The following is a 21,639-nucleotide window of genomic DNA, read 5'->3' as shown; positions in this document are numbered from 1 at the left end:
CCGCCGGGAGGTCGGCCGGGTTCAGCGCTCCGGCGGTGGCTCCAGGCCCTCCCGGTCGGCCAGCTCCAGCAGCGGCTCCAGCGAGTGCCGGCGGCCGTCCAGGCCGGCGTGCGGATCACCGCGGTCGGCGAAGCGGGCCGGCATGCTGAGCACGTCGAAGTCCTCCGGCCGGGCGTCGTCCAGCTCGGCCCAGTCCAGCGGCGCCGAGACCAGCGCCCGGGGCGTGGGCCGGATCGAGTACGCCGACGTCATGGTGTGGTCGCGGGCCATCTGGTTGTAGTCGACGAAGACCGGTCGGTCGCGCTGGTCCCGCCACCAGGTGGTGGTGACCAGGTCGGGCCGGCGTCGCCGCATCTCCCGCCCGAGCGCCAGCACCGCCCGCCGGCACTCGCCGAAGCTCCACCGCGGCTCGATCGACAGGTAGACGTGCAGGCCCCGCCCGCCGGTGGTCTTCGGGAAGCCCTCCATGCCCAGCTCGGCCAGGAACGCGCGCACCTCGTGGGCCACCGGCACCACCTGGGCGAACTCCACCCCGGGCATCGGGTCCAGGTCGATGCGCAGCTGGTCGGGGTGCTCCACGTCGGCCGACGAGACCGGCCACGGGTGGAACCGCAGCGTGCCCAGGTTCGCCGCCCAGATCACCACCGCCAGCTCGCTCGGCGCCACCTCGTCGGCGGTCCGTCCGCTGGGGAACGTGATGTGCGCGGTGCGCACCCAGTCGGGCGCACCGGCCGGCAACCGCTTCTGATAGAACGCGTCGCCCCGGTTGGTCTGCCGGGTGGCGATCGTCGCGCCCTCGAACACGCCGCGCGGCCAGCGTTCCAGCATGGTGGGCCGGTCCCGCAGGGCGCGCAGCACGCCGTCGCCGACGGCGAGGAAGTAGCGCACCACGTCCAGCTTGGTCAGCCCGCGCTCGGGGAAGTAGGGCTTGTCGGGGCTGGAGACGCGGACCAGCCGCTCCCCCACCCGGATCTCCTCGGCCGCCGTGGTCGCCACGCCACACACCGTAGGGCACCGACCGGCGTCGCGCGGGCATCTCGTCAGGTGATCAGCAGGACGCCGACCACGATCAGCGGGACCGAGACGAACAGGAAGATGCCGACGCCGGTGAGCACCCGGCCGCCGCCGGCGTCCTCGCGCTCCGGCGCCAGCCCGAACGTGGACCGGGCCGGCAGCATGCCGATCCGGCTCAGCGTCAGGTCGCCGGTCATCCCGATCACGGCCCCGACCAGCAGGAACGCCACGCCGACCCGGTGCACGAAGTCGCCGCCGGCGACCGCCACCCAGATGCCGACCGCCACCGTGATCGCCACCACCGCGATCACGAAGAGCACCAGCGCCTCCCGCAGACCCCGGACCACCGTCGACATGCGCACCTCCCCGACCGGGCCACCCGACCCGGCGGACATTCTGCCGGGTCGATGCCGGCTCGCGCTGCCCCGTGGCCGGGAGCCGTCGGGACCCGGCCGGACGAGCCGGCGGGCCGGCCGGCGCGGTTACCGGGCGCGGGGCCCGGGTACCGGGAGCCGCATGGCGGAGTTGGCAGCGCTCTGGATCGTCCGGCACGGCGAGAGCACCGCGAACGTCGCGGCCACCGCGGCCGAGACGTCCGGTGCCGAGCTGATCGACCTCACCCACCGGGACGCGGACGTGCCGCTGTCGCCCACCGGCGAGGAGCAGGCCCGGGCGACCGGGCGGTGGCTGGCCGGCCTCCCCGCGGAGCGCCGGCCCGAGGTGGCGGTGGTGTCGCCGTACCTGCGCGCGGTGCGCACCGCCGAGCTGGCGCTGGCCGGCACCGGCGTGCCGATGAGCCGCGACGAGCGGCTGCGCGACCGGGAGCTGGGCATCCTCGACGGGCTCACCGGGCACGGCGTACGCCGACGCCACCCCGAGGAGGCCCGGCGGCGGGACCGGCTCGGCAAGTTCTACTACCGGCCGCCGGGCGGCGAGTCCTGGACCGACGTGGCGCTGCGGCTGCGGGCCCTCCTCGGCGACCTGCGCCGCGACCACGAGGGCGGCCGGGTGCTGCTGTTCGGCCACGACGCGCTGGTCTTCCTGCTCCGCTACCTGGTGGAGGGGCTGACCGAGGCGGAGCTGATGGCGCTCACCCGTGAGCACGTGATCGCCAACTGCTCGGTGACCGGCTGGCGCGCCGACGGCGCGGGCCGGCTCGCGCCGGAGATGTTCAACGACGTGACCCACCTGCACCGGCAGGGGGCGCGGCCCACCAGGGAGGACGAGGTCCATGCCGAGCCGGTCTGACGTGATCACCCCCGCGCTGCTGCGGGACTGGGCGTTGCCGGTGCCCTCCGGCGGCAAGGAGGCACGCGGCACGGTGCTGGTGGTCGGCGGTTCCCGGTTCACGCCCGGGGCGGTGCTGCTGGCCGGCGTCGCCGCGCTGCGCGCCGGCGCCGGCGTGCTCCAGCTCGCCGCCCCCGAGTCGACCGCCACGGCACTGAGCATCCAGGTCCCGGAGGCGCTGGTGGTCGGCCTGCCGGAGACCGGCGAGGGCGCGGTCCGGGGCGACCCCGGTGACGTGCTCGGCGGGTTGGTCGCCGATGCGGACGTGGTGACCGTCGGCCCCGGGTTGAACGACATCGACGCCACCCGGGAGCTGCTGCGCCTGGTGCTCGACGCGGCCGGCCGGGAGACCGCGCTGGTGCTCGACGCGTACGCGCTCGGCGCGCTCAGCCACGAGCCGGAGCTGCTGGTCGGCTCCGGCCGCAAGGTGGTGCTCACGCCGAACCTCACCGAGGCCCGCCACCTGCTCGGCCGGGACCCCGGCGACGACCTCGACGCCGAGGCGGTGGAGCTGGCCGGCCGGTACGAGGCGGTGGTCTCGCTCTACGGCCACATCGCCACCCCGGACGGCCGGGCCTGGCGGGAGGAGAGCGGCGACGCCGGGCTGGGCACCTCCGGCAGCGGCGACGTGCGGGCCGGGCTCCTCGCCGGGCTGCTCTCCCGCGGCGCCGACCCGGCGCAGGCCGCGTGCTGGGCGGCGTTCGCGCACGCGGTCAGCGGGCAGCGGCTGGTGCCCCGCTACGGCCGGATCGGCTTCCTCGCCCGCGAGCTGCTCGACGAGATCCCGTACACGTTGGCCACCGTCTGACGGTCGACACGCGGCGGCGAGGGTGTGTGTAACACCACACGGCACCGCCGCGCTGATCCGGTGAAGGGCGCGCAGTCTGCGCGTCCTCCACCGGATCGGCCCCCTGGGAGTACGTGTGAACAACCTTCGTCGCAAGACACTGGCCGCCGCGTCCGCCGTGACGCTCGGCGCCGGCCTCGCCGTCACCGGTGGCCTGGCGCCGGCGGCAGCCGCCGGACCGGAGACCTCGTACCTGGTCCTCGCCCCGCAGGGCGCCACCACCGGCAAGGCCGCCGCCCGGGTGGCCGCCGCCGACGGCACCGTGGTGGCCAGCTACGACCAGATCGGCGTGCTCGTCGCCCGCTCGACCAACCCGGACTTCGCCGCCCGGGTGGCCGGCGCGGGCGTCGAGTCGGTCGCCTCCACCGCCGGCCTCGGCACCGCCCTGGACGAGGGCGAGACGGTCGAGGTCCCGGCGGCGCAGGTCGCCGCCGACCCCACCCGCGAGCCGCTCTACGGCCAGCAGTGGGACATGGACATGATCCGCGTCCCGCAGGCCCACGCGGTGACCACGGGCCGCCCCGACGTCGTCGTCGGCGTCCTGGACAGCGGCATCTCCAGCACCCACCCGGACCTGGCGACCCAGATCGCCAAGGACAAGAGCACGTCCTGCGTCGGCGGCGTCACCGACACCACCGAGGCGGCCTGGAACCCGACCAACAGCGACCACGGCACCCACGTGGCCGGCACCATCGCCGCGGCGATCAACGGCGTCGGCGTCACCGGCGTCGCGCCGGGGGTCAAGGTCGCCGCCGTCAAGGTGGTCAACGACGACGGCTACATCTTCCCGGAGGCCGCGGTCTGCGGGTTCCTGTGGGCGGCCGACCACGGGATGCGGCTGACGAACAACAGCTACTACATCGACCCGTGGGAGCTGAACTGCCGCAACGACGCGCGGCAGCGCCCGGTGTGGCAGGCCGTGCAGCGGGCGATCCGCTACTCGCAGTCCAAGGGCGTGCTCAACGTGGCGTCCGCCGGCAACTCGAACTACGACCTCGCCCACAAGATCACCGACACCGGCAGCCCGAACAACGGGACGCCGGAGGAGCGCGAGAACCTGACCAACGCCTGCCTCGACCTGCCGGCCGAGGCGCCCGGCGTGGTGACCGTCGGCGCGGTGGGCCCGACCGGCGCGAAGAGCTACTACTCCTCGTACGGGCAGGGCGTGATCGACGTGACGGCGCCGGGCGGCGACACCCGGTTCCGGACCCAGGGCGCGCGCTCGACGTCGACCGACGGCATCCTGTCGACCACCTTCAACACGGTGACCCGCACCAACGGGTGGGGCTACAAGCAGGGCACGTCGATGTCCGGCCCGCACGCCACCGGCGTCGCGGCGCTGGCGTTGTCGGCGCACCCGGGCATGACCCCGGGCCAGTTGTCGTCGTTCCTGGAGCGCACGGCGGTGGCGAAGTCCTGCCCGGCCGGCGTCTACAACCCGGTGCCGCTGATCCCGGCGGGCCCGAACGCCTACGACGCGACCTGCTCCGGCGGCAACCGCAACGGGTTCTACGGCGCCGGCCTGGTCGACGCGTACAACGCGGTGCGGTAACCCCGACCGGCACCGACCGGGCCCGGCACGATCGTGCCGGGCCCGGTCCGTTTGTCCTGGTCGGGCGTCGGGTAGGGGGCCTCATCAGTCGACCTAGGAGGTAACCCGGTGTCCACCGACGCGATCGTCCTGCTCAAGGAGGACCACAAGGAGATCCGCCGTCTGTTCAAGGCCTTCCAGGATGCCGAGGACGGGCCGCCGAGCAAGCGCGGGAAGATCGTGACGCAGATCCTCGAGGCGCTGACGGTGCACACCTACCTGGAGAACGAGGTGATGTACCCGGAGGTCCGCAAGCTGGTGCCGGACGTCGAGGACGACATCCTCGAGTCGTACGAGGAGCACCACGTCGCGGACGTGCTCTGCCTCGAGTTGTCCGCCATGGACGCCGACGACGAGCGGTTCGTCGCCAAGACGACGGTGCTGATCGAGAACGTGCTGCACCACGTCGAGGAGGAGGAGCAGGAGTGGTTCCCGAAGGTGCGCGACGCGCTCGGCCGTAACCAGCTCCAGGAGATCGGCCAGCGGATGCTCGACCTGCGCCCTCAGGCGCCGAAGACGCCGACCGCCCCGAAGGCGCTGAAGAAGGCGCGCGACGCCGTGGTCGCCTGAGCCCGGGTGTAAGGCGGGGCCCCCTTTTAACACGTGGATGTTAAGAGGGGGCCCCGCCTATGCAGAATGCGTTAAGAAGGGGCCCCGCCTTACCTCCCTCTCCCGGAGGGCCGGCGGGCCGGCCCCGCTCTCGGTGTGCCCCACGGCGGGCCGCCCAACCCCGCAGGCCCGGTCCGGGACCGACCGCTAGGATTTCCCACGGGCCGTGACTGGCGCTGGAGATGGAGCACCATCGGGGAGCGGCCTCGTCATGAGGACGCATGCCGAGCGCCTGGGCCTTCCGCACGTCACCAGGAGGTCGCATGTCGCACAACGCCGAGTCCACCGCCTTCCGCAGCGCGCTGGAGGTGATCCGCGGCGTCGAGCCGCGGGTGGCGGACGCCATCTCCGCGGAGTTGGCCGACCAGCGCGAGTCGCTGAAGTTGATCGCCAGTGAGAACTACGCCTCCCCCGCGACGCTGCTGGCCATGGGGAACTGGTTCAGCGACAAGTACGCCGAGGGCACCGTCGGTCGACGTTTCTACGCCGGCTGCCAGAACGTGGACACCGTCGAGGCGCTCGCCGCCGAGCACGCCCGGGAGCTGTTCGGGGCCGCCCACGCGTACGTGCAGCCGCACTCCGGCATCGACGCCAACCTGGTCGCGTTCTGGGCGATCCTGGCCGACCGGGTCGAGTCCCCCGCGCTGAAGAAGGCGCAGGTGCGCCACGTCAACGACCTGACCGAGGCGGACTGGTTCGCGCTGCGGCGCGAGCTGGGCGACCAGCGGATGCTGGGCATGTCGCTGGACGCCGGCGGCCACCTCACCCACGGCTTCCGGCCGAACATCTCCGGCAAGATGTTCGACCAGCGCAGCTACGGCACCGACCCGGCCACCGGGCTGATCGACTACGACAAGGTCGCCGCGGCGGCCCGGGAGTTCCGGCCGCTGATCCTGGTCGCCGGTTACTCGGCGTACCCGCGGAAGGTCAACTTCCGGATCATGCGGGAGATCGCCGACTCGGTCGGCGCCACGTTCATGGTCGACATGGCGCACTTCGCCGGCCTGGTCGCCGGCAAGGTCTTCACCGGCGACTTCGACCCGGTGCCGCACGCGCACATCGTCACCACCACCACGCACAAGTCGCTGCGCGGGCCGCGCGGCGGCATGGTGCTCTGCGGCCCGGAGCTGGCCGACCAGGTGGACCGCGGCTGCCCGATGGTGCTCGGCGGCCCGCTGCCGCACGTGATGGCCGCCAAGGCGGTCGCGCTGGCCGAGGCCCGCCGGCCCGACTTCGCCGACTACGCCCAGCGGATCGTGGACAACGCGCAGGCGCTCGCCGACGGGCTGCTGCGCCGGGGCGCGACGCTGGTCACCGGCGGCACCGACAACCACCTGGTGCTCATCGACGTGTCCGGCTACGGCCTGACCGGCCGGCAGGCCGAGCAGGCGCTGCTGGACTCCGGCATCGTGACGAACCGCAACGCGGTGCCGCAGGACCCGAACGGCGCGTGGTACACGTCCGGCGTCCGGATCGGCACGCCGGCGCTGACCACCCGCGGGCTGGGCACCGCCGAGATGGACGCCACCGCCGAGCTGATCCACACCGTGCTCACCCGGACGAGCCCCGGCACCGGCCCCGACGGCGCACCGTCGAAGGCGAAGTACGTGCTGGACCCCGCGGTGGCCGAGCAGGTCGGCAAGCAGGCCGCCGACCTGCTCACCCCGTTCCCGCTCTACCCCGAGGTCACCCTCGGCTGAGCCGCTGTCACCCGGCAGGGGCCGGCACCCGCGCGGGTGCCGGCCTCTGCCGTCAGCGCAGCGGGCGCTTGAGGTGGTAGCGGTGCACCTCGGTGCTGCCCTGCACGTTGTTCACGTCCTCGGCGGCGGTGACCAGCTCCCAACCCTCGCGACCCACGCGGTTGAGGTGCGCGACCGCGGTGTCACCGTACGCGGTGACGTCGGTGCGGGACCCGTCCGGGCCGTACCAGACGAACGAGACGTGGAAATTCCGGCCCTGCCCCTGATAGCGGCGGACCAGCAACGCGTACTCCCAGGCAACCATCCGTCCATTATCAACGGACACCGGGTCGCCGGGGAACACGGGTGGTGCCGGAACCGCGACCCTGCGGCGTCAGGCCGGCGCGCCCACCGCGGCCGTGGCGTCCGCGACCAGCGCGGCGAGCCGGTCCAGGCCCACGTCGATCTGCGCCGGGGTGACCGCGCTCACCGACAGTCGCAGCGCGTTCACCGGCGTGCCGGCGTCGTAGAAGTGCGCCATCGGGGTCCAGAGCACGCCGTACTCCCGGGCCGAGCGGTGCAGCAGCGCGTCGTCGACCGGGAACGGCACGGTGACCACCACGAAGAAGCCACCGGCCGGCACGGTCCAGCGCACCGGTCCGCCGGTCGGGAAGCGCCGGGCCAGGCCGTCGACCAGGTGGGTGAGGTTGCGGGCGTACGCGGCCCGCTCCCGGACGTTCGCGGCCACCAGCGAGCAGTCGTGCGCCAGCAACGCGCCGCCGATCACCGCCTGGCTGATCGGCGACGTGTTGACAGTGACCATGCTCTTGATCTTGGCGAGCTGGTCGGCGAACGGACCGACGGTGCCGTCCGCGCCCCCCACCCGCTGGTCCGCGACCACGTAGCCGACCCGGGCGCCGGGCAGCACCGTCTTGGCGAACGAACCGAGATAGACCACCCGACGGGCGGTGTCCAACGCCTTGAGCGTGGGGCGGCGGTCCACGCCGGCGGCCGGGAACAGGCCGTACGGGTTGTCCTCGATCAGCAGCAGCTCCTCCTCGGCGGCCAGGTCGAGCAGCCGGCGGCGCTGGGCGGTGTCCATGCTCACCCCGGACGGGTTCGCGAAGTCCGGCATCACGTAGCAGGCCCGGGGCCGCAGCCCCTCGGCGCGGGCCCGGCGCACCCCGGCCCGCAGGTCGGCCAGGTCGACACCGTCCGGCCCGCCGGCCACCGGACGCACCGGCAGGTCGACCAGGCGGGCCGCGCCGGTCAGCCCGACGTACGTCGGCGCCACCGCGAACAGCACGTCGGCCGGGTCGGCCCGCAACGCGCGCAGCACCAGGAACATCGCCTCCTGGCAGCCGACCGTCACCACGATCGTCTCCGGGTCGACGGTGAGCCCCTCGTCGACGGCGAGGTGGCGGGCGATCAGGTGGTGCACGATGCCCTTCGTCCGGCCGTACTGCAACAGCGTCCGGTCGACCTGGGCCGGGCTCAGCCCCAGGTCGTCGGCGAGGTGCGCCCGGAACCGGTCCAGGTGGCCGGGCAGCAGCGCCGAGTCGAAGAACTCCTCGTACGGCCGGCCGGCGGCCAGCGACACCGCGTCCGGATAGTGCTGCGCCACCTCGTTGAGGAAGTTCATCGAGTTCAGCGCCGGGTCACCGACGCTGCCGTGCAGCGCCTCGACGGCCAGGTCCACCGGTTCCACGTCAGGCTCCGATCCGGGTGCGCAGCCGCCGGGCCGAGGCCGGGTCGGGACAGCCGCTGAGGATGAGCGCGTCGCGCAGCTCGGCCGCGAGCAGCGCCAGGGCGGCCTCCGCCCCGGCCCGGCCGCCGGCGGCGAGCGCCCAGAGCAGCGGCCGGCCGACCAGCACACCGGCCGCGCCGAGCGCCAGCGCGCGCAGCACGTCGACGCCGCCACGGATGCCGCTGTCCAGCAGCACCGCGCACCGCTCCCCCACCGCGTCGACCACCTCCGGCAGCACGCTCGCGCTGGCCGGGGCGGCGTCGAGCTGCCGGCCGCCGTGGTTGGAGACCACCACCGCGTCCACCCCGGCGTCCGCCGCGCGGACCGCGTCGCGCGCGTCCAGGATGCCCTTGACCAGCAACGGCACCGGGGTACGCGCCCGCAACCAGGCCAGGTCGGCCCAGCTCACCGCCGGCGCGAAGACCGCGCCGGTGTGCGCCGCCACCGCCGAGACGCCGGGCGTGCCCCGGTGGGCCAGGTCGTCCCGCCCGCCGGGCAGGTTGGCGGCGGTGACGTGCGCCGGCAGCGCGAAGCCGTTGCGCACGTCGCGCAGGCGCCGGCCGAGCACCGGCACGTCGACGGTGAGCATCACCGCCGCGCAGCCCGCGCTCGACGCCCGGTCGAGCAGGTCCCCCACCAGGCCCCGGTCGCGCAGCCAGTAGAGCTGGAACCACACCGTCCCGCCGGCCGCCGCGATCTCCTCGACCGGCGTGCTGGACAACGTGCTCGCCACGTAGGGCACGCCCGCCGCGCCGGCCGCCGCCGCCAGCGCCGGCTCGCCGTCGGCGTGCAGCAACCGCTGGTACGCCATCGGCGCGACCGCCACCGGCAACGCGGCCCGGCCCCCGGGCAGCGGCGCCTCGGTGGTCGGCTCGTCCACACCGGCCAGCATCCGGGGCAGCACCGCCACCCGGTCCAGCGCGGCCCGGTTGGCGGCCAGCGCGGTCTCCGCGCCGCTGCCGCCGTCGACGAAGTCCCACACGTCGGCCGGGAGCACGGCCCGGGCCAGCGCGGCGAAGTCCGCCAGGCTGGCCGGCGGCACGAAGCCGGCCCCCGGCGCGTCCGCCCGGGTCGGGGCGCCGTCCGGCGCGCCGCCGGTCGACTCAGCCATGACCGACGCCCCCCGCCGGAGCCGAGACGTCGGCGTCCCCGCCGGTCACCGGCCCCGCGTCGAGGCCGAGGCGCCGGCGCAGGAACGTGGCCACCCGCTGCTGGGCCTCGCGGCCGGCGTCGAACACCCCCGGCATGGCGAAGAAGCCGTGCACCATGCCCGGGTAGTCGGCCGTCTCGGTGGGCACCCCGGCCCCGCGCAACCGGGACGCGTACCGCTCGCCCTCGGCGTGCAGCGGGTCGTGCCCGGCCGTGACGACGAGCGCCGGCGGCAGGCCGGACAGGTCCTCGGCGAGCAGCGGCGAGGCGAGCGGATGGGCCGCGTCCGCCGGGTCGGCGAGGTAGTGGCCGCGGTACCACGCCACCGAGTGCCGGTTGAACAGCAGCGGGTCCTCCTCGCCGGTCGGCCGCCGGCCCGGGCGCTGGTCGGTGTTCGGGTAGACCAGCACCTGGGCGGCGAGCCGGGGACCGCCGTCGGCGCGGGTCAGCAACGTCACCGCGGCGGCCAGGTTGCCGCCGGCGCTGTCCCCGCCGACGGCCAGCCGGCCCGGATCGACGCGGAACTCGTCGGGTCGGGCGGCCAGGTGACGCAGCGCGGCGTGGCAGTCGTCCACCGCGGCCGGGAACGGGTGCTCGGGGGCGAGCCGGTAGCCGACCGTCACGGTCTGGCAGCCGACGAGGTTGACCAGGCGGCGGCAGATCCCGTCGGCGGTGTCCACGCTGCCGAGCGTCCAGCCGCCGCCGAAGAACCAGACGAGTGTGGGCAGCGGACCGTCACCGGCCGGCCGGTGGACCCGCACCGGCAGCGGCCCGGCCGGGCCGGGCACGGTCGTGTCGCGTACCTCGGCGACCGGCTCGACCGCGCCGCCGCCGGCGCGGATCGCGGCGAGGTCGGCGGCGCGGGCCTGCGCCAGGGTCTGGGTGTAGAGCGGCACCGCGCCGGCCGCCGCCCGCGCGGCCCGCCACGCGACCACCTGCGGATCGAGCGTCATCCGGCCTCCCCGGTGGTGACGAAGAGCTTGTCGATGCCGCGCAGGAAGAGGCTACCGCTGTAGCTGTACGGCTGGGTGACAGCGAGCCGGGGGAAGCGGGCGAACAGCCGGGGCAGCGCGAGCCGGCCCTCCAGTTTCGACACCGCGGAACCGAGGCAGAAGTGCAGCCCGACGCCGAAGGCCAACGACGGCGGGCCGTCCCGGTGCGGGTCGAAGCGGTCCGGGTCGGGGAAGCGCGCCGGGTCACGGTTGGCGGCGGCGACCAGCAGCAGCACGTCGTCGCCGCCGGCGACCGGCACGCCGTCCAGTTCGGTGTCGGCCGGCGCGGACCGGGCCAGGAAGTGCACCGGGCTCTCCAGCCGCAGCACCTCGTCCACGCAGCCCCGGGCGAGCGCGTCGTCACCGGGCAGCGCGGCGGTCACCTCCGGGTGCGCGAGCAGCAGCGGCAGGCCGTTGCTGAACATGTAGACGGTGGTGACGAAGCTGGCGTTGAACAGCACGATCAGGTTGCTGATCAGCTCGTCCTCGGTGAGGTCGACACCGCCCGCGTCGAGCACCTCGACCAGCCCGCTGATCAGGTCCTCGGCGGGGGCACGGCGGCGGTGGGCGATCAGGTCGCGGTAGTAGGCCCGCAGCTCCTCGGCGGCCTGGTTGGCCCGGGCCAGCCGCTCCGGCGTCTTGCCGGCGACGTCCATGTACTCGTCGATCCAGTCGACCCGCTGCCGGTACCAGGCCAGGTCGGCGGCGGGCAGGCCGATGAACTCGGCCATCACCAGGGCCGGGACCGGGTACGCGAAGTCGGCGACGAAGTCCACCTCGGTGCCGTCCGCGCCGGCCTCGGCCATCGCGTCCAGGCGTTCGGTGACGATCCGCACCACCACCGGCTCCAGCGCGCCGAGCCGGCGCGGGGTGAACGTCTTGGCGAACACCGCGCGCATCCGGGTGTGGTCCGGCGGGTTGACGAACATCATCGAGGTGAGGAAGGTGCGCAGGATCTCCTGCTCCTCCCAGCCGGGCGGGAAGCCCTTGTACCACCCCGGATCGCGCAGGATCCGGTCCACCACGTCGTACCCGCCGGCGACGGCGGTGACGGTGCTGTGCTCGGCGCGGACCGGAAGGGCGTTGATCGGCCCGAGCGCGTGCAGGGCCGCGTAGAAGGGATAGGGGTTCTGCCGGCCCTGCTCGCTGTACAGGCCGGTCAGGATCTCGCTGACGTCCACGGCGGTTCTTCCTCCCCAGGAAAAGGCGGCGGGGGCGGCCGCCGTGTCGACGCCGCCCCCGCCCGGTGTCACAGCCCGAGCAGTCGCAGGGGGACGGCGTTCGCCATCGCCTGCGCGCCCGCGTCGTTCGGGTGGATGTGGTCCCCGGAGTCGTACGCCGGCAGCAGCCGGCTCGGCTGCGCCGGGTCGCGCAGCACGGCGTCGAAGTCGAGCACGCCGTCGAACTCGGCCCGGCCGGCCCCGCGCAGCCAGGCGTTGACGGCGTTGCGGGTGGCGTCCTTCTCCTCGGTCCACACGCCCGGCCCGCCGTTGCCCTCGTACGGCGTGATGGTGCCGACCAGGCTGGTCAGCCCGCGCGCCTTGACCTGCTGGTTGAGCTGCCGCAGCGAGGCGATGATCGCCTCGCTGCTGTCGCCGTTCATCCAGATGTCGTTGATGCCCAGGTGGGTGACGACGGTCCGGACGCCGGTCTGCGGGAACACGTCCTCGTTCAGCCGGGCCAGCGCGTTCGGGCCCAGCTCGTAGTAGCCGGGGAAGCCGCCCGCGCCGGGCTCCGGGCCCTCGTGGTTGAGCCGGTTGCCGGCCAGGCTGAGGTTGAGCACGCCCGGCGTACGGACCTCCGGGCGGGCGTCGATCAGCCGCTCGGCGAGCAGGTCCGGCCAGCGCTTGTCCGCGTTGACCGTGCTGCCGTTGCCGTCACCGATGGAGTCGCCGAGCACCACCACCGAGCCCGGCGTGACCTTGCGCTCCACGTCGATGCCGGAGAGGAACATCCAGCAGCAGTTCGGCTTGATGGTGAAGCCGGCGCCGCCGGCCGCGGTGGTCAGGTCGGTCGCGCCGATGAAGTTGGTGACCCGGGACTGGCCGTGGAACGTGACCGGCCCGGTGAGCACCGGGAAGTACAGGGTGACCACCAGGTCCTCCTGCTCGGCGACCGGGTAGCCCAGCGGGTCGCTGAGCAGCTCGGCGCCCTTGTTGATGGTGGCCGACGTGCCGCCGGAGAACGTCAGCTCCCGGACGCTGGCCGGGTCCACGTCGGACAGGTCGTCGGCGGTGGCGGTGTTCGGCCGGGCGACGGTGGCGTGACCGACCTTGACGGCCTGCTCGCCGTAGAGGTTGGTGAGCCGGACCCGCAGGCGCGGACCGCCCACCGTGGTCTGCACCGTCATCCGGATGCTCTGGTCGTTGAGGCCGGTGTTGGTCAGCCCCACGGTGTTCCCGCGGGTCACCGCGGCGGCCCAGCTGCCCGCCCACTCGGTGCGCCCCTGCTTGGCGCGCTCGGTGTCGGTGGGGCCGGCGCTCGCGGTGACGGCCGGGGTGCCGGCGATCAGCAGCGTTGCGGCGGACGCTATGACGTGCCATCTCTTCGGGGTCGGCATCGATCCTCCATGTTCGGCAACCCCGGGCGCGGCGCGGTCGGCGCCACCTGCCCGGGCGATGGACCGGAAACTAGCCGCCGCTCGTGACGAGCGTCAATCAACCTGATCGACATGATCAAATGCCCGGGGGATGCCGGGCACCGACGTTCGGCTCTGTCCGCCGTGGACCGCCGCTGCCTAGGCTCGGAACCGGCGGCGGTGCGGTCGCCGACCCCGGCACCCGCCGCCTGCGTCCCGGCCCCGACCTGGCCGGACGCCGCTCGCGGACCACGATGGGGGCTGCCCGATGACCGACCGCCCGAACTACGTGAACGAGGCGCTGGAGCTGTTCGCCGGCTTCGGCGACCGGGAGGCGCTGGTCGGCGGTGACCGCCGGCTCACCTACCCGCAGGTCGCCGCCGAGGTGCGCGGCCTGGCCGCCGCGCTGCGCCGGCACGGCGTACGCCCCGGCGCGGCGGTGCTGGTGATGCTCGGCAACACGGTCGACGGCCCACTGCTGCACCTGGCGCTGCACCTGCTCGGCTGCCGCGCCATGTGGGTCGCCCCGGTCACCTCACGGCGGGAGATCGACGAGTTCGTCGCGCTGGCCGCGCCGGACGTCTTCGTGCACGACCCCCGCGATCCGGTGGCCGGGCAGCTCGCGGCCGGGCTGGTCGGCGTACCGGTGCTCTGCCTGGGGCCCGGCGGCGCCGGACCGGACCTCACCGCGGGCGGCGACACCGACGACCCGACCGACCTGCCGGCCTCCGGGCCCGCGCCGGAGTCGTTCCTGCAGACCAGCGGCACCACCGGCACGCCCAAGCTGGTGCACCACCGGGAGAGCTTCTACCGACAGGTGCTGGTGCTCGCGGCCGGCATCCGGGCCGCCGGGATCCCGCTGCTGCGGCACCTGTCGCACTCCCCGATGTGGCTGGCCAGCGGCCAGATCACCACGCTGGTCAACCTGTTCACCGGCGGGGTGCTGTTCCTGCGCGAGCAGTGGGACCCGGCCGCGTTCATCGCCACCGTGGACGCCGAACGGCTCACCTCCACGTTCGTCACCCCGCCGATGCTCTACGAGGTGCTCGACCACCCCGACCTGCCGGGCGCCGACTTCTCCGCGATGGTCATGTTCAACGTCGGCGCCGGCCCGGCCGCGCCGGCCCGGCTGCGCCAGGCGATCGCCCGCTTCGGCCCGTGCCTGCGCATCGTCTACGGGCTCAGCGAGGCCGTGGTCATCTGCGCGCTGCCCGGGCTCACCGACGACCCGGAGCACCCGGAGCGGCTGCGCTCCTGCGGCCGGCCGTACGGGGACGTGACGGTCGAGATCCGCGACGCCGACGGGCGGGTGCTGCCGGCCGGCGTCGACGGCGAGGTGTGGGCCCGCACGAAGCTGAGCTTCGCCGGCTACCACGGCCAGCCGGAGCTGACCGCCGAGACGCTCGTGGACGGCTGGGTACGCACCCGCGACATCGGGCACCTGGACGACGACGGCTTCCTCTACCTGGTCGACCGGTTGCAGGACCGGATCCTCACCCGGCAGCGGAGCTGGCCGATCTACTCCCGCCCGATCGAGGACGTGCTCGCCGGCCACCCCGAGGTCCGCGCCGCCGCGGTGATCGGGGTGCCGGACCCGGTGGCCGGGGAACTGCCGCACGCGTACGTGGTGCCGGCGCCGGGCGCCTCGGTCACCGGCGACGACCTGATCGCGCTGGTCGTCCGGGAACTGAGCGAGACCTGGGCGCCCGGCGCGGTGGAGTTCGTCGACGCGCTGCCGCTGAACCGGTCCGCCAAGGTCGACAAACGCGCGCTGCGGGCCCGGTACGCCGAGGCGCACCCGGCCGACGCCGACCCGATCGGCAGTCCGGCGTGAACCCGCGCCGAGAGTTGTACACCCTGGTCGGCGCCGACCTGCTGTCCATCCTCGGCACCCGCATCTCGGTGATCGCCATCCCCTGGCTGGTGCTGGAGACGACCGGCAGCCCCACCAAGATGGGGCTGGTGGCGGCCGCCGAGACGCTTCCGTACATGCTCTCCAGCGCACTCGCGACCCCGTGGGCGGACCGGTTCGGGGTACGCCGTACCTCGGTGTTCGTGGACGCGGCGAGCGCCGCCGCGATGGCGGTGGTGGCGCTGGCGCCCTGGCTCGGCTTCGGCACGCTGCTGGTGCTGGTGGCGGTCGCCGGTGGGCTGCGCGGCATCGGCGACCGGGTCAAGCACGTGCTGTTCAAGCCGGCCGCCGAGCGGGCCGGGGTGCCGCTGATCCGGCTCACCTCCGCCTACGACGGGCTGGCGCGGGGCATGACGCTGTTCGGCGCGGTGCTCGGTGGGCTGCTCATCGACTGGGTGGGGGTGACCCGGGCGATCTGGATCGACGCGGCCACGTTCGCGGTCTGCGCGCTGCTGATCGGGGTGCTGGTCCGGCCGCCCGCGTCGACGCAGCCGGCGCCCCGGGAACCGTACCTGCGGGCGCTGCGCGGGGGTTTCGCGTACCTGCGCACCGACCAGACACTGCTGATCATGCTGATCGTGGTCTCCGCGTCCAACATGTTCGCCAACGCCAGCGTCGCGGTCTGGATCCCGCTCTGGGTGAACCAGGTGCTCGGCGACCCGGCCGGGTTCGGGCTGCTGCTGGGCGTCTTCTCGGCCGGGGCGTTGCTGGGCAACCTGCTGTTCACGCTGCTCGGCACGCGGCTGCCGGGCCAGGCGGTGTTCGCGCTGGGGTTGGCGCTCAGCGGCGCGCCCCGACTGCTGGCGCTGGCGCTCAGCGACGACCTGGTGGTGGTGCTCGTGGTGACGTTCCTGTCCGGGATCGGGGTCGCGGCGGTGAACCCGCTGCTCGGCGCCGCGCTCTACCAACGGGTGCCGGCCGCGTTGCAGACCCGGGTGCTGGGCATCTCCGGCTCGGTGGCGTTCCTCGGCCTGCCGGTGGGCGCGCTGCTCGGTGGCTGGTCGGTGGCGCTGCTCGACCTGACCCCGGCGCTGCTGGTGATGTCGGTGGCCTGCCTGGTGCTCACCGTGGCGCCGCTGCTGTTCTTCCGGCCCTCCGCCGACCGGCCGGCGCCGGAACCGGTCGCCCCCACGCCGGCCTGAGCGGCGACCGCGCTCCGTTGCGGACGCTCACCGGCGTCCAGCACCGCACCTCCTCGGGGCCGCCCCGACCATGCGCGAAGCGCTACTCTCTGGCTGCCACGGGCGACGTCCGCGGCGGCAACACGGGGGAAGTCGAGAGTGCACCGGCGCGGCGACGCTCCGGTGTGTCCTGCGTCTGGCGCAGCGGACGGTCAGCGCCGTCCATCGGTCGACCTCTCTCCCGGCTCGTCGGCGGGTCCGGCGGGCCGGTGGCCTGGCCAGTGCTCGAAGGACGGAAAGAGGAGTATGAGCGTCATCCGAAAGCGTCGCACCCGGAACACGGCGGCGTTGCTCGCCGTGGCCCTGACGACAAGCCTGATCAGCGGCGGGGCCGCCCAAGCGGTCAGCGGCGTCAGCCCCGTGCCGGCGGGCAGCTATTCCTTCACCGCGAAGATCCAGAACGACCTGCGCGCCTGCTCCGCGGTGCTGGTCGACCCGACCTGGGTGATCACCACCGCGAGCTGCCTCGCGGAGCCCGGCCAGCAGCTCGTCGCCGGCCCGCCCACCCGGCGCACCACCGTCACGGTCGGCCGGACGGATCTGAGCACCACCGCCGGGCACGTCCTCGCCGTCACCGCCGTGCTCCCCCACCCGACCCGCAACGTCGCGCTCGCCCAGTTGGAGAAGCCGGCGGACGGGGTGCCGCCGGTCACCATCGGCGCGGCTGCCACGACCGGTGAGGAGCTGCTGGCCGCCGGCTTCGGCCGCACCGCGACCGAGTGGGTGCCAAACAAGCTGCACGCCGGCACGTTCACGGTCACCGGCGTCGCGGCGGACGCCCTGACCGTCGACGGCAGCGGCACCTCGGCCAGCCTCTGCAAGGGCGACGCCGGCGGCCCACTGCTGCGCACCGGCGCCGGCCAGCCCCAGCTGGTCGCGCTGCACGACAGCTCCTGGCAGGGCGGCTGCCTGGCCGAGACCGACACCCGGCGCACCGCGACCGAGGTCCGGGTGGACGGCCTGGCCCCGTGGATCGCCGCGAACACCAGCAACAACTACGTGGCGCTCGCCCCCGGCGGTCTCCTGCTCGACACCCGCAGCGGCACCGGCGCCACCGCCGGGCTCCGCGGCGCGGACAGCACCACCGACTTCCCGGTGCTCGGCGTCGGTGGGGTGCCCACGACCGGCGTCTCCGCCGTCCTGGTCGACGTGACCGCGGTCAGCCCAACCGTCAACACGTTCCTGACGGTGTTCCCCCGGGGTTCCACCCAGCCGGCCACGTCGTCCCTCAACGCCTCCGCCGGCGAGATCATCTCGACGACCCAGGTCGTCCGTCCGGGCCCGGACGGACGCGTCTCGGTCCACAACAAGGCCGGCAGCGTCCACGTCGTCGTCGAGGTGCACGGCTACTTCACCACTGGAGCCGGCGGCGGGCTGGTCGCCGTGCCGCACACCCGCGTGGTCGACACCCGCACCGGCACCGGCAAGATCCCGACGAACGGGTCCCGGACGTTCACGTTCACCGGCGGCGTCGTCCCGAGCGGCGCGACCAGCGTCTTCCTGGACGTCGCCGTGGTCGGCGCGACCAGCGCGAGCTTCCTCCGCGCCTACCCGGAGGGCGGGGCGGACTCGACAAGCGTGCTCGACTACGTCGGCGGGGTCACCTCGCAGGGCGTCACGGTCAAGCTCTCGTCCGCCGGTCGGGCCACGTTCTTCAACAAGGGTCCCGCGGTCGACCTGGTGATCTCCGTGCAGGGCTACGTGACCGCCGACCCGTCACTCGGTGCGGACCTGCGGACCGCCCCGGCAGTCCAGGTCGCCGACACCCGGGCCAACGGCGGCGCGCCGGTCAAGGCGAAGGGTGAGCTGTTCGTCAACCTGGGCGACGCTGTCGGCGCCTCGTCCGGCGCGATGGGCGGTGCGATCCTGTCGGTCACCGCCGTGGGTCCGACCGGTTCGGGCTTCCTCACCGTGGAGTCGGGCCAGGGCCCGTTCGGGTACACCCCGGACGGACCGGTCGTGTCGAGCCAGTCCGTGGCGAACTTCGCCGCCGGCCAGGTCGCCCGGACCACCATGGTGATGGTCCAGTTGAACGACGCCGATCCCCGCAACTCGACCAAATCGGTGCGGATCCTGAACGTCAGCGGCGGCACCGTGCACGTGATCGTGACCCTGCACGGCTGGTTCAACCCCCCGGCGGGCGCCGGCGCCTGAGGCGACAGCGTCACACCGGCCTCCGCCGCCCCGACCGGTCGACCGGTCGGGGCGGCGGACCGCTTTCCCCGCCACCACCGCTCGGCTAGCCTCCCCGTCATGCCATCGACGATGACCGAGGCCACGGATCCGTGGTGCCTGCGCCCCGGCGAGGCCGCCGACCTGCTGTGCGACCATCCGTGGCACCGGTTCGTGGTGCTGGGCGACAGCGTCGCGGAAGGTCTGTGCGAGCCGCTCGACGGCTACCCGGACGTGCAGTGGGCGGACCGGATCGCGGCCGAGCTGCGGGCCGTGCGACCGGAGCTGGCGTACCTCAACCTGGGGCGGCGCGGGCTGCGGGCGCACGAGGTGCGGGCCACGCAGCTGGCCGACGCGCTGGCGTTCGGACCGGACCTGGCGCTGGTGGTGTGCGGTGGCAACGACGCGTTCCGGCCCGGCTACGACCCCGACGCGGTCGACGCGGAGCTGATCGCGATCATCACCGCGTTACGCGACGCCGGGGCGGACGTGATCACGGTGGGCATGTTCGACGTCTCGCACAGCCCGGCGGTGCGGGACTCGCTGCGGGCCGGGCTGGGCGTGCGGATGCGCCGGCTGGCCCAGCACACCCGCGCGGTGGCCGAGCGCCTCGGTACGCTGCACGTGCACCTCACCGACCATCCGCTGGTCGCCGACCCGTCGCTCTACAGCGGCGACGGCCGGCACGGCAGCGCCCGCAGCGACGCCGTCGCCACCGCCGAGACCCTCCGCGTCCTCGCCACCCACCACACCCGTCGCCCGCACGTCGCGGACGGGTCACGACGGGGGCCGGTCACCGGCGGATGACCTGCTGGGCGCACCGGCCGGCCGCCCCTGACGGTTTCCGTCCTGACCTCGGCGCCAACCGGCCCGTGGTCGAGTGGTCGAGTGGTCGACGCTCGCCGCTGATGGTGGCGGGCCAACCCGACGCCAGCCAGCGCTCGCCGGCAGCGCTCGCCGACGGCGCTCGCAGACGGCGGCGGCGGTCCGGCGCACGAGCGCCTTTCGAGCTGATGGCGTAAACGACTCAACACCCCCGGCCGGCACCCTCGCGACCCGCACCCTCGTGCGCCCGCCACGTCGGGCCGAATCAGCGACCGTGAGTCGTTCCTGCCCTCAGCTCGAAAGGCACCCGAACCGGCGTCGTCCCCGCCACCACCCGTTGATCAAGGAGTTGGCGTCGGGTCCACCGGGGCGCGGGGACGCGAACTCCTTGATCACGAACGCCGGCGGGGGGGGTCACTGTCAGGGGCAGTCGGGGGTCAGGAGGCCGGTGAGCAGGGCGCGCAGGGTGCGGGCGAAGAGGTCGCCGTCGGGCGGGGCGCCGGCGCCGGCGCCGGCGGCGAACGCGGCGGCCAGGTGGGGGTACGCCGCCATGTCCACGTGGTCGAACGTGACCGTGCCCGTGGCCCCGGCGCTGCGGGCGAAGAGCGAGACGACGCCGGTGACCATGGCGATCGCCTCGAACTTGGCGGCGACCCCGGCCGGCACCGGTTGCAGGATGCGCAGGCAGGCGTCGAAGTGGGCGAGCGTGTTCGGCCCGGGCGTCGCGCGTCGGCCGAGCGCGTCGGCCAGCCACGGGTGCCGCCGGTGCAGGGCGAGCTGGCGGCGGGCCAGCAGCAGGAACTGGTCCACCCAGCCGCCGTCGTCGGTCGGGTGGGGCCGCAGCTCGCCCACGCACCGGTCGACCATCAGGTCCAGCAGGTCGTCGCGGGACGACAGGTGCCGGTAGAGCGAGCCGGCGGCCATGTCGAGCGCGCCGGCCACCGCCCGCATCGACACCGCGTCCAGCCCGCCGGCGTCGGCCAGCGTGACCGCGGCGGCGGCGATCTCGTCCCGGCTGTGCGTCGGGGTCGGCCCGCGGCTGCCGCGGGGCGGCCGGGTCCAGATGGACGGTCCGGTGGATCCGCCGCCGGCCGGATTCGGGGATGCGCCGCTCACCCCACAACTGTAAACTGCAAACAGCGTTCGCAGTTTTATGGGGTCGAAGGGGAACGGTCATGCAACGGATCACGGCGCCGGACGGCGCGGACATCGTCCTGCACTCCACGGGCACCGGGCCGGGGCTCGTGGTGGTGCACGGGGGCGGGGTGACGATCGCGGAGTACCGCCGGCTGGCCGCGCGGCTCGCCGAGCGGTTCACCGTGCACCTCTACAACCGGCGGGGTCGGGCGGACGCGCCACCCCGGCGCGAGCCGTACACGGTGGAGCAGGAGATCGACGACCTCGGCGCGGTGCTCGCGCACACCGGCACCCGGTGGGCGGTCGGGCACAGCTACGGCGCGTTCGTCGTGCTGCGGGCCGCGCTCCGGCTGCCGCTGGACCGGATCGCCGTCTACGACACCCCGCTGCGGCTGGCCGGGCACGGCATGCCGATGGCGTTCCTCGAACCGGCCGAGGCGGCCGTCCGGGCCGGGCAGACCGCCCGGGCCCTGGCCATCGTGGCCGCCGCCGTCGACCCGCAGAACCCGGCGTCGCGGCTGCCGCTGCCGGTCCGGGCCGCGATCACCCGGCTGTTCCTGCGGACCGAGGTCGGGCGCACCATGGGCGCGCTGGTCGGCATGACGCTCGCCGAGTCCCGGCAGATCCTGGCGTACGAGGGGCCGGCCGAGCAGTACGCCGGCATCACCGCCGCCACGCTCCTGATCAGCGGCGCCAGGGCCGCGCCGTTCTTCACCGAGACCAACGAGCTGCTGGCCGCCGCCCTCCCCCACGCCCGCACCCTGAGCGTGCCCGGCAGCCCGCACAACGGCATCGCCGTGGCGCCGCCCGCCCTGATCACCCCCCTGTCCGCCTTCTTCACCGCCCCCGGTGATCATGAAGTTGACGGCGACAGATCAGACGCCGAGCACCGCTAACATCATGATCAACGGGGTCGAGT

19 protein-coding genes and 1 riboswitch are annotated in these 21,639 nt (G+C 74.2%); of the genes, 10 read left to right on the top strand and 9 right to left on the bottom strand.

Translation table 11 applies throughout. The annotated features are described in order from the left end of the window. Positions 1–21 precede the first annotated feature (21 nt). Both ACH495_RS13195 and ACH495_RS13190 read right to left on the bottom strand, forming a co-directional pair. Positions 22–1,005 carry a DNA polymerase domain-containing protein gene (locus tag ACH495_RS13195; RefSeq protein WP_396857946.1) on the bottom strand — a complete coding sequence of 328 codons (984 nt, stop codon included), beginning with the start codon at positions 1,003–1,005 and terminating at the stop codon, positions 22–24. A 35-nt stretch (positions 1,006–1,040) separates the two neighbouring features. Next, complete coding sequence (locus ACH495_RS13190) at positions 1,041–1,370, bottom strand: hypothetical protein (protein WP_396857945.1); 330 nt, start codon at positions 1,368–1,370, stop codon at positions 1,041–1,043. Between the two features lie 160 nt (positions 1,371–1,530). Between ACH495_RS13190 and ACH495_RS13185 the strand changes: the two genes are divergently transcribed. The 5 genes from ACH495_RS13185 to ACH495_RS13165 all read left to right on the top strand — a co-directional run bounded on the left by ACH495_RS13185 (position 1,531) and on the right by ACH495_RS13165 (position 7,048). Continuing rightward, positions 1,531–2,262 carry a histidine phosphatase family protein gene (locus tag ACH495_RS13185; RefSeq protein WP_396857944.1) on the top strand — a complete coding sequence of 244 codons (732 nt, stop codon included), beginning with the start codon at positions 1,531–1,533 and terminating at the stop codon, positions 2,260–2,262. Then, positions 2,246–3,109 carry an NAD(P)H-hydrate dehydratase gene (locus tag ACH495_RS13180; RefSeq protein ID WP_396857943.1) on the top strand — a complete coding sequence of 288 codons (864 nt, stop codon included), beginning with the start codon at positions 2,246–2,248 and terminating at the stop codon, positions 3,107–3,109. The genes ACH495_RS13185 and ACH495_RS13180 overlap by 17 nt, the downstream gene beginning before the upstream one ends. 115 nt (positions 3,110–3,224) lie before the next feature. Next, on the top strand, positions 3,225–4,700 hold the full coding sequence (locus tag ACH495_RS13175; protein ID WP_396857942.1) for a S8 family peptidase: 1,476 nt from the start codon (positions 3,225–3,227) through the stop codon (positions 4,698–4,700). Positions 4,701–4,808: 108 nt separating this feature from the next. Beyond that, positions 4,809–5,309, top strand: a complete 501-nt coding sequence (locus ACH495_RS13170) for a hemerythrin domain-containing protein (RefSeq protein WP_396857941.1) — start codon at positions 4,809–4,811, stop codon at positions 5,307–5,309. 195 nt (positions 5,310–5,504) lie between these two features. Then, positions 5,505–5,593: riboswitch (ZMP/ZTP riboswitch) on the top strand. Positions 5,594–5,611: 18 nt separating this feature from the next. After that, entirely contained in the window at positions 5,612–7,048 is a 1,437-nt protein-coding gene (locus tag ACH495_RS13165; protein ID WP_396857940.1) for a glycine hydroxymethyltransferase, read from the top strand. 52 nt (positions 7,049–7,100) lie between these two features. Here the strand turns inward: ACH495_RS13165 and ACH495_RS13160 are convergent, their stop codons facing one another. The 6 genes from ACH495_RS13160 to ACH495_RS13135 form a co-directional block, all read right to left on the bottom strand. Continuing rightward, positions 7,101–7,352 (bottom strand): hypothetical protein, encoded by a 252-nt coding sequence (locus tag ACH495_RS13160; protein WP_107160278.1) that lies wholly within the window; start codon positions 7,350–7,352, stop codon positions 7,101–7,103. 69 nt (positions 7,353–7,421) lie between these two features. Further along, on the bottom strand, positions 7,422–8,735 hold the full coding sequence (locus ACH495_RS13155; RefSeq protein ID WP_396857939.1) for a PLP-dependent aminotransferase family protein: 1,314 nt from the start codon (positions 8,733–8,735) through the stop codon (positions 7,422–7,424). Between the two features lies 1 nt (position 8,736). Further along, positions 8,737–9,885 (bottom strand): alpha-hydroxy acid oxidase, encoded by a 1,149-nt coding sequence (locus tag ACH495_RS13150; protein ID WP_396857938.1) that lies wholly within the window; start codon positions 9,883–9,885, stop codon positions 8,737–8,739. Beyond that, positions 9,878–10,876, bottom strand: a complete 999-nt coding sequence (locus ACH495_RS13145) for an alpha/beta hydrolase (protein ID WP_396857937.1) — start codon at positions 10,874–10,876, stop codon at positions 9,878–9,880. Before ACH495_RS13145 ends, ACH495_RS13150 begins: the two co-directional genes overlap by 8 nt. Continuing rightward, positions 10,873–12,096: a cytochrome P450 gene (locus ACH495_RS13140; RefSeq protein ID WP_396857936.1), complete on the bottom strand. Its 1,224-nt coding sequence runs from the start codon at positions 12,094–12,096 to the stop codon at positions 10,873–10,875. The genes ACH495_RS13145 and ACH495_RS13140 overlap by 4 nt, the downstream gene beginning before the upstream one ends. Before the next feature lie 68 nt (positions 12,097–12,164). Then, positions 12,165–13,448: an SGNH/GDSL hydrolase family protein gene (locus ACH495_RS13135; protein ID WP_396858051.1), complete on the bottom strand. Its 1,284-nt coding sequence runs from the start codon at positions 13,446–13,448 to the stop codon at positions 12,165–12,167. Between the two features lie 313 nt (positions 13,449–13,761). Between ACH495_RS13135 and ACH495_RS13130 the strand changes: the two genes are divergently transcribed. From ACH495_RS13130 to ACH495_RS13115, 4 genes are all read left to right on the top strand, one after another. Then, a complete protein-coding gene (locus tag ACH495_RS13130; protein WP_396857935.1) occupies positions 13,762–15,327 on the top strand; it encodes a class I adenylate-forming enzyme family protein in 1,566 nt (521 codons plus the stop codon). Beyond that, on the top strand, positions 15,324–16,547 hold the full coding sequence (locus ACH495_RS13125; RefSeq protein ID WP_396857934.1) for an MFS transporter: 1,224 nt from the start codon (positions 15,324–15,326) through the stop codon (positions 16,545–16,547). Before ACH495_RS13130 ends, ACH495_RS13125 begins: the two co-directional genes overlap by 4 nt. A 285-nt stretch (positions 16,548–16,832) precedes the next feature. Then, on the top strand, positions 16,833–18,740 hold the full coding sequence (locus tag ACH495_RS13120) for a S1 family peptidase (RefSeq protein ID WP_396857933.1): 1,908 nt from the start codon (positions 16,833–16,835) through the stop codon (positions 18,738–18,740). A 99-nt stretch (positions 18,741–18,839) separates the two neighbouring features. Further along, positions 18,840–19,565 (top strand): SGNH/GDSL hydrolase family protein, encoded by a 726-nt coding sequence (locus ACH495_RS13115; RefSeq protein WP_396857932.1) that lies wholly within the window; start codon positions 18,840–18,842, stop codon positions 19,563–19,565. Between the two features lie 438 nt (positions 19,566–20,003). On the opposite strand, the gene ACH495_RS13110 is transcribed toward ACH495_RS13115, so the two are convergent. Then, the gene (locus tag ACH495_RS13110; protein WP_396857931.1) at positions 20,004–20,699 is read right to left on the bottom strand and encodes a TetR/AcrR family transcriptional regulator; all 696 of its coding nucleotides are present in this window, start codon (positions 20,697–20,699) and stop codon (positions 20,004–20,006) included. Between the two features lie 59 nt (positions 20,700–20,758). Here ACH495_RS13110 and ACH495_RS13105 point away from each other — a divergent pair, with 59 nt between their 5' ends. Further along, entirely contained in the window at positions 20,759–21,616 is an 858-nt protein-coding gene (locus tag ACH495_RS13105; RefSeq protein WP_396857930.1) for an alpha/beta fold hydrolase, read from the top strand. The last annotated feature ends 23 nt before the right edge of the window (positions 21,617–21,639 follow it).

It is taken from the genome of Micromonospora sp. NPDC018662, from assembly GCF_044391475.1.
Classification (GTDB): domain Bacteria; phylum Actinomycetota; class Actinomycetes; order Mycobacteriales; family Micromonosporaceae; genus Micromonospora.
This window is presented reverse-complemented; position numbering and strand designations above follow the sequence as displayed.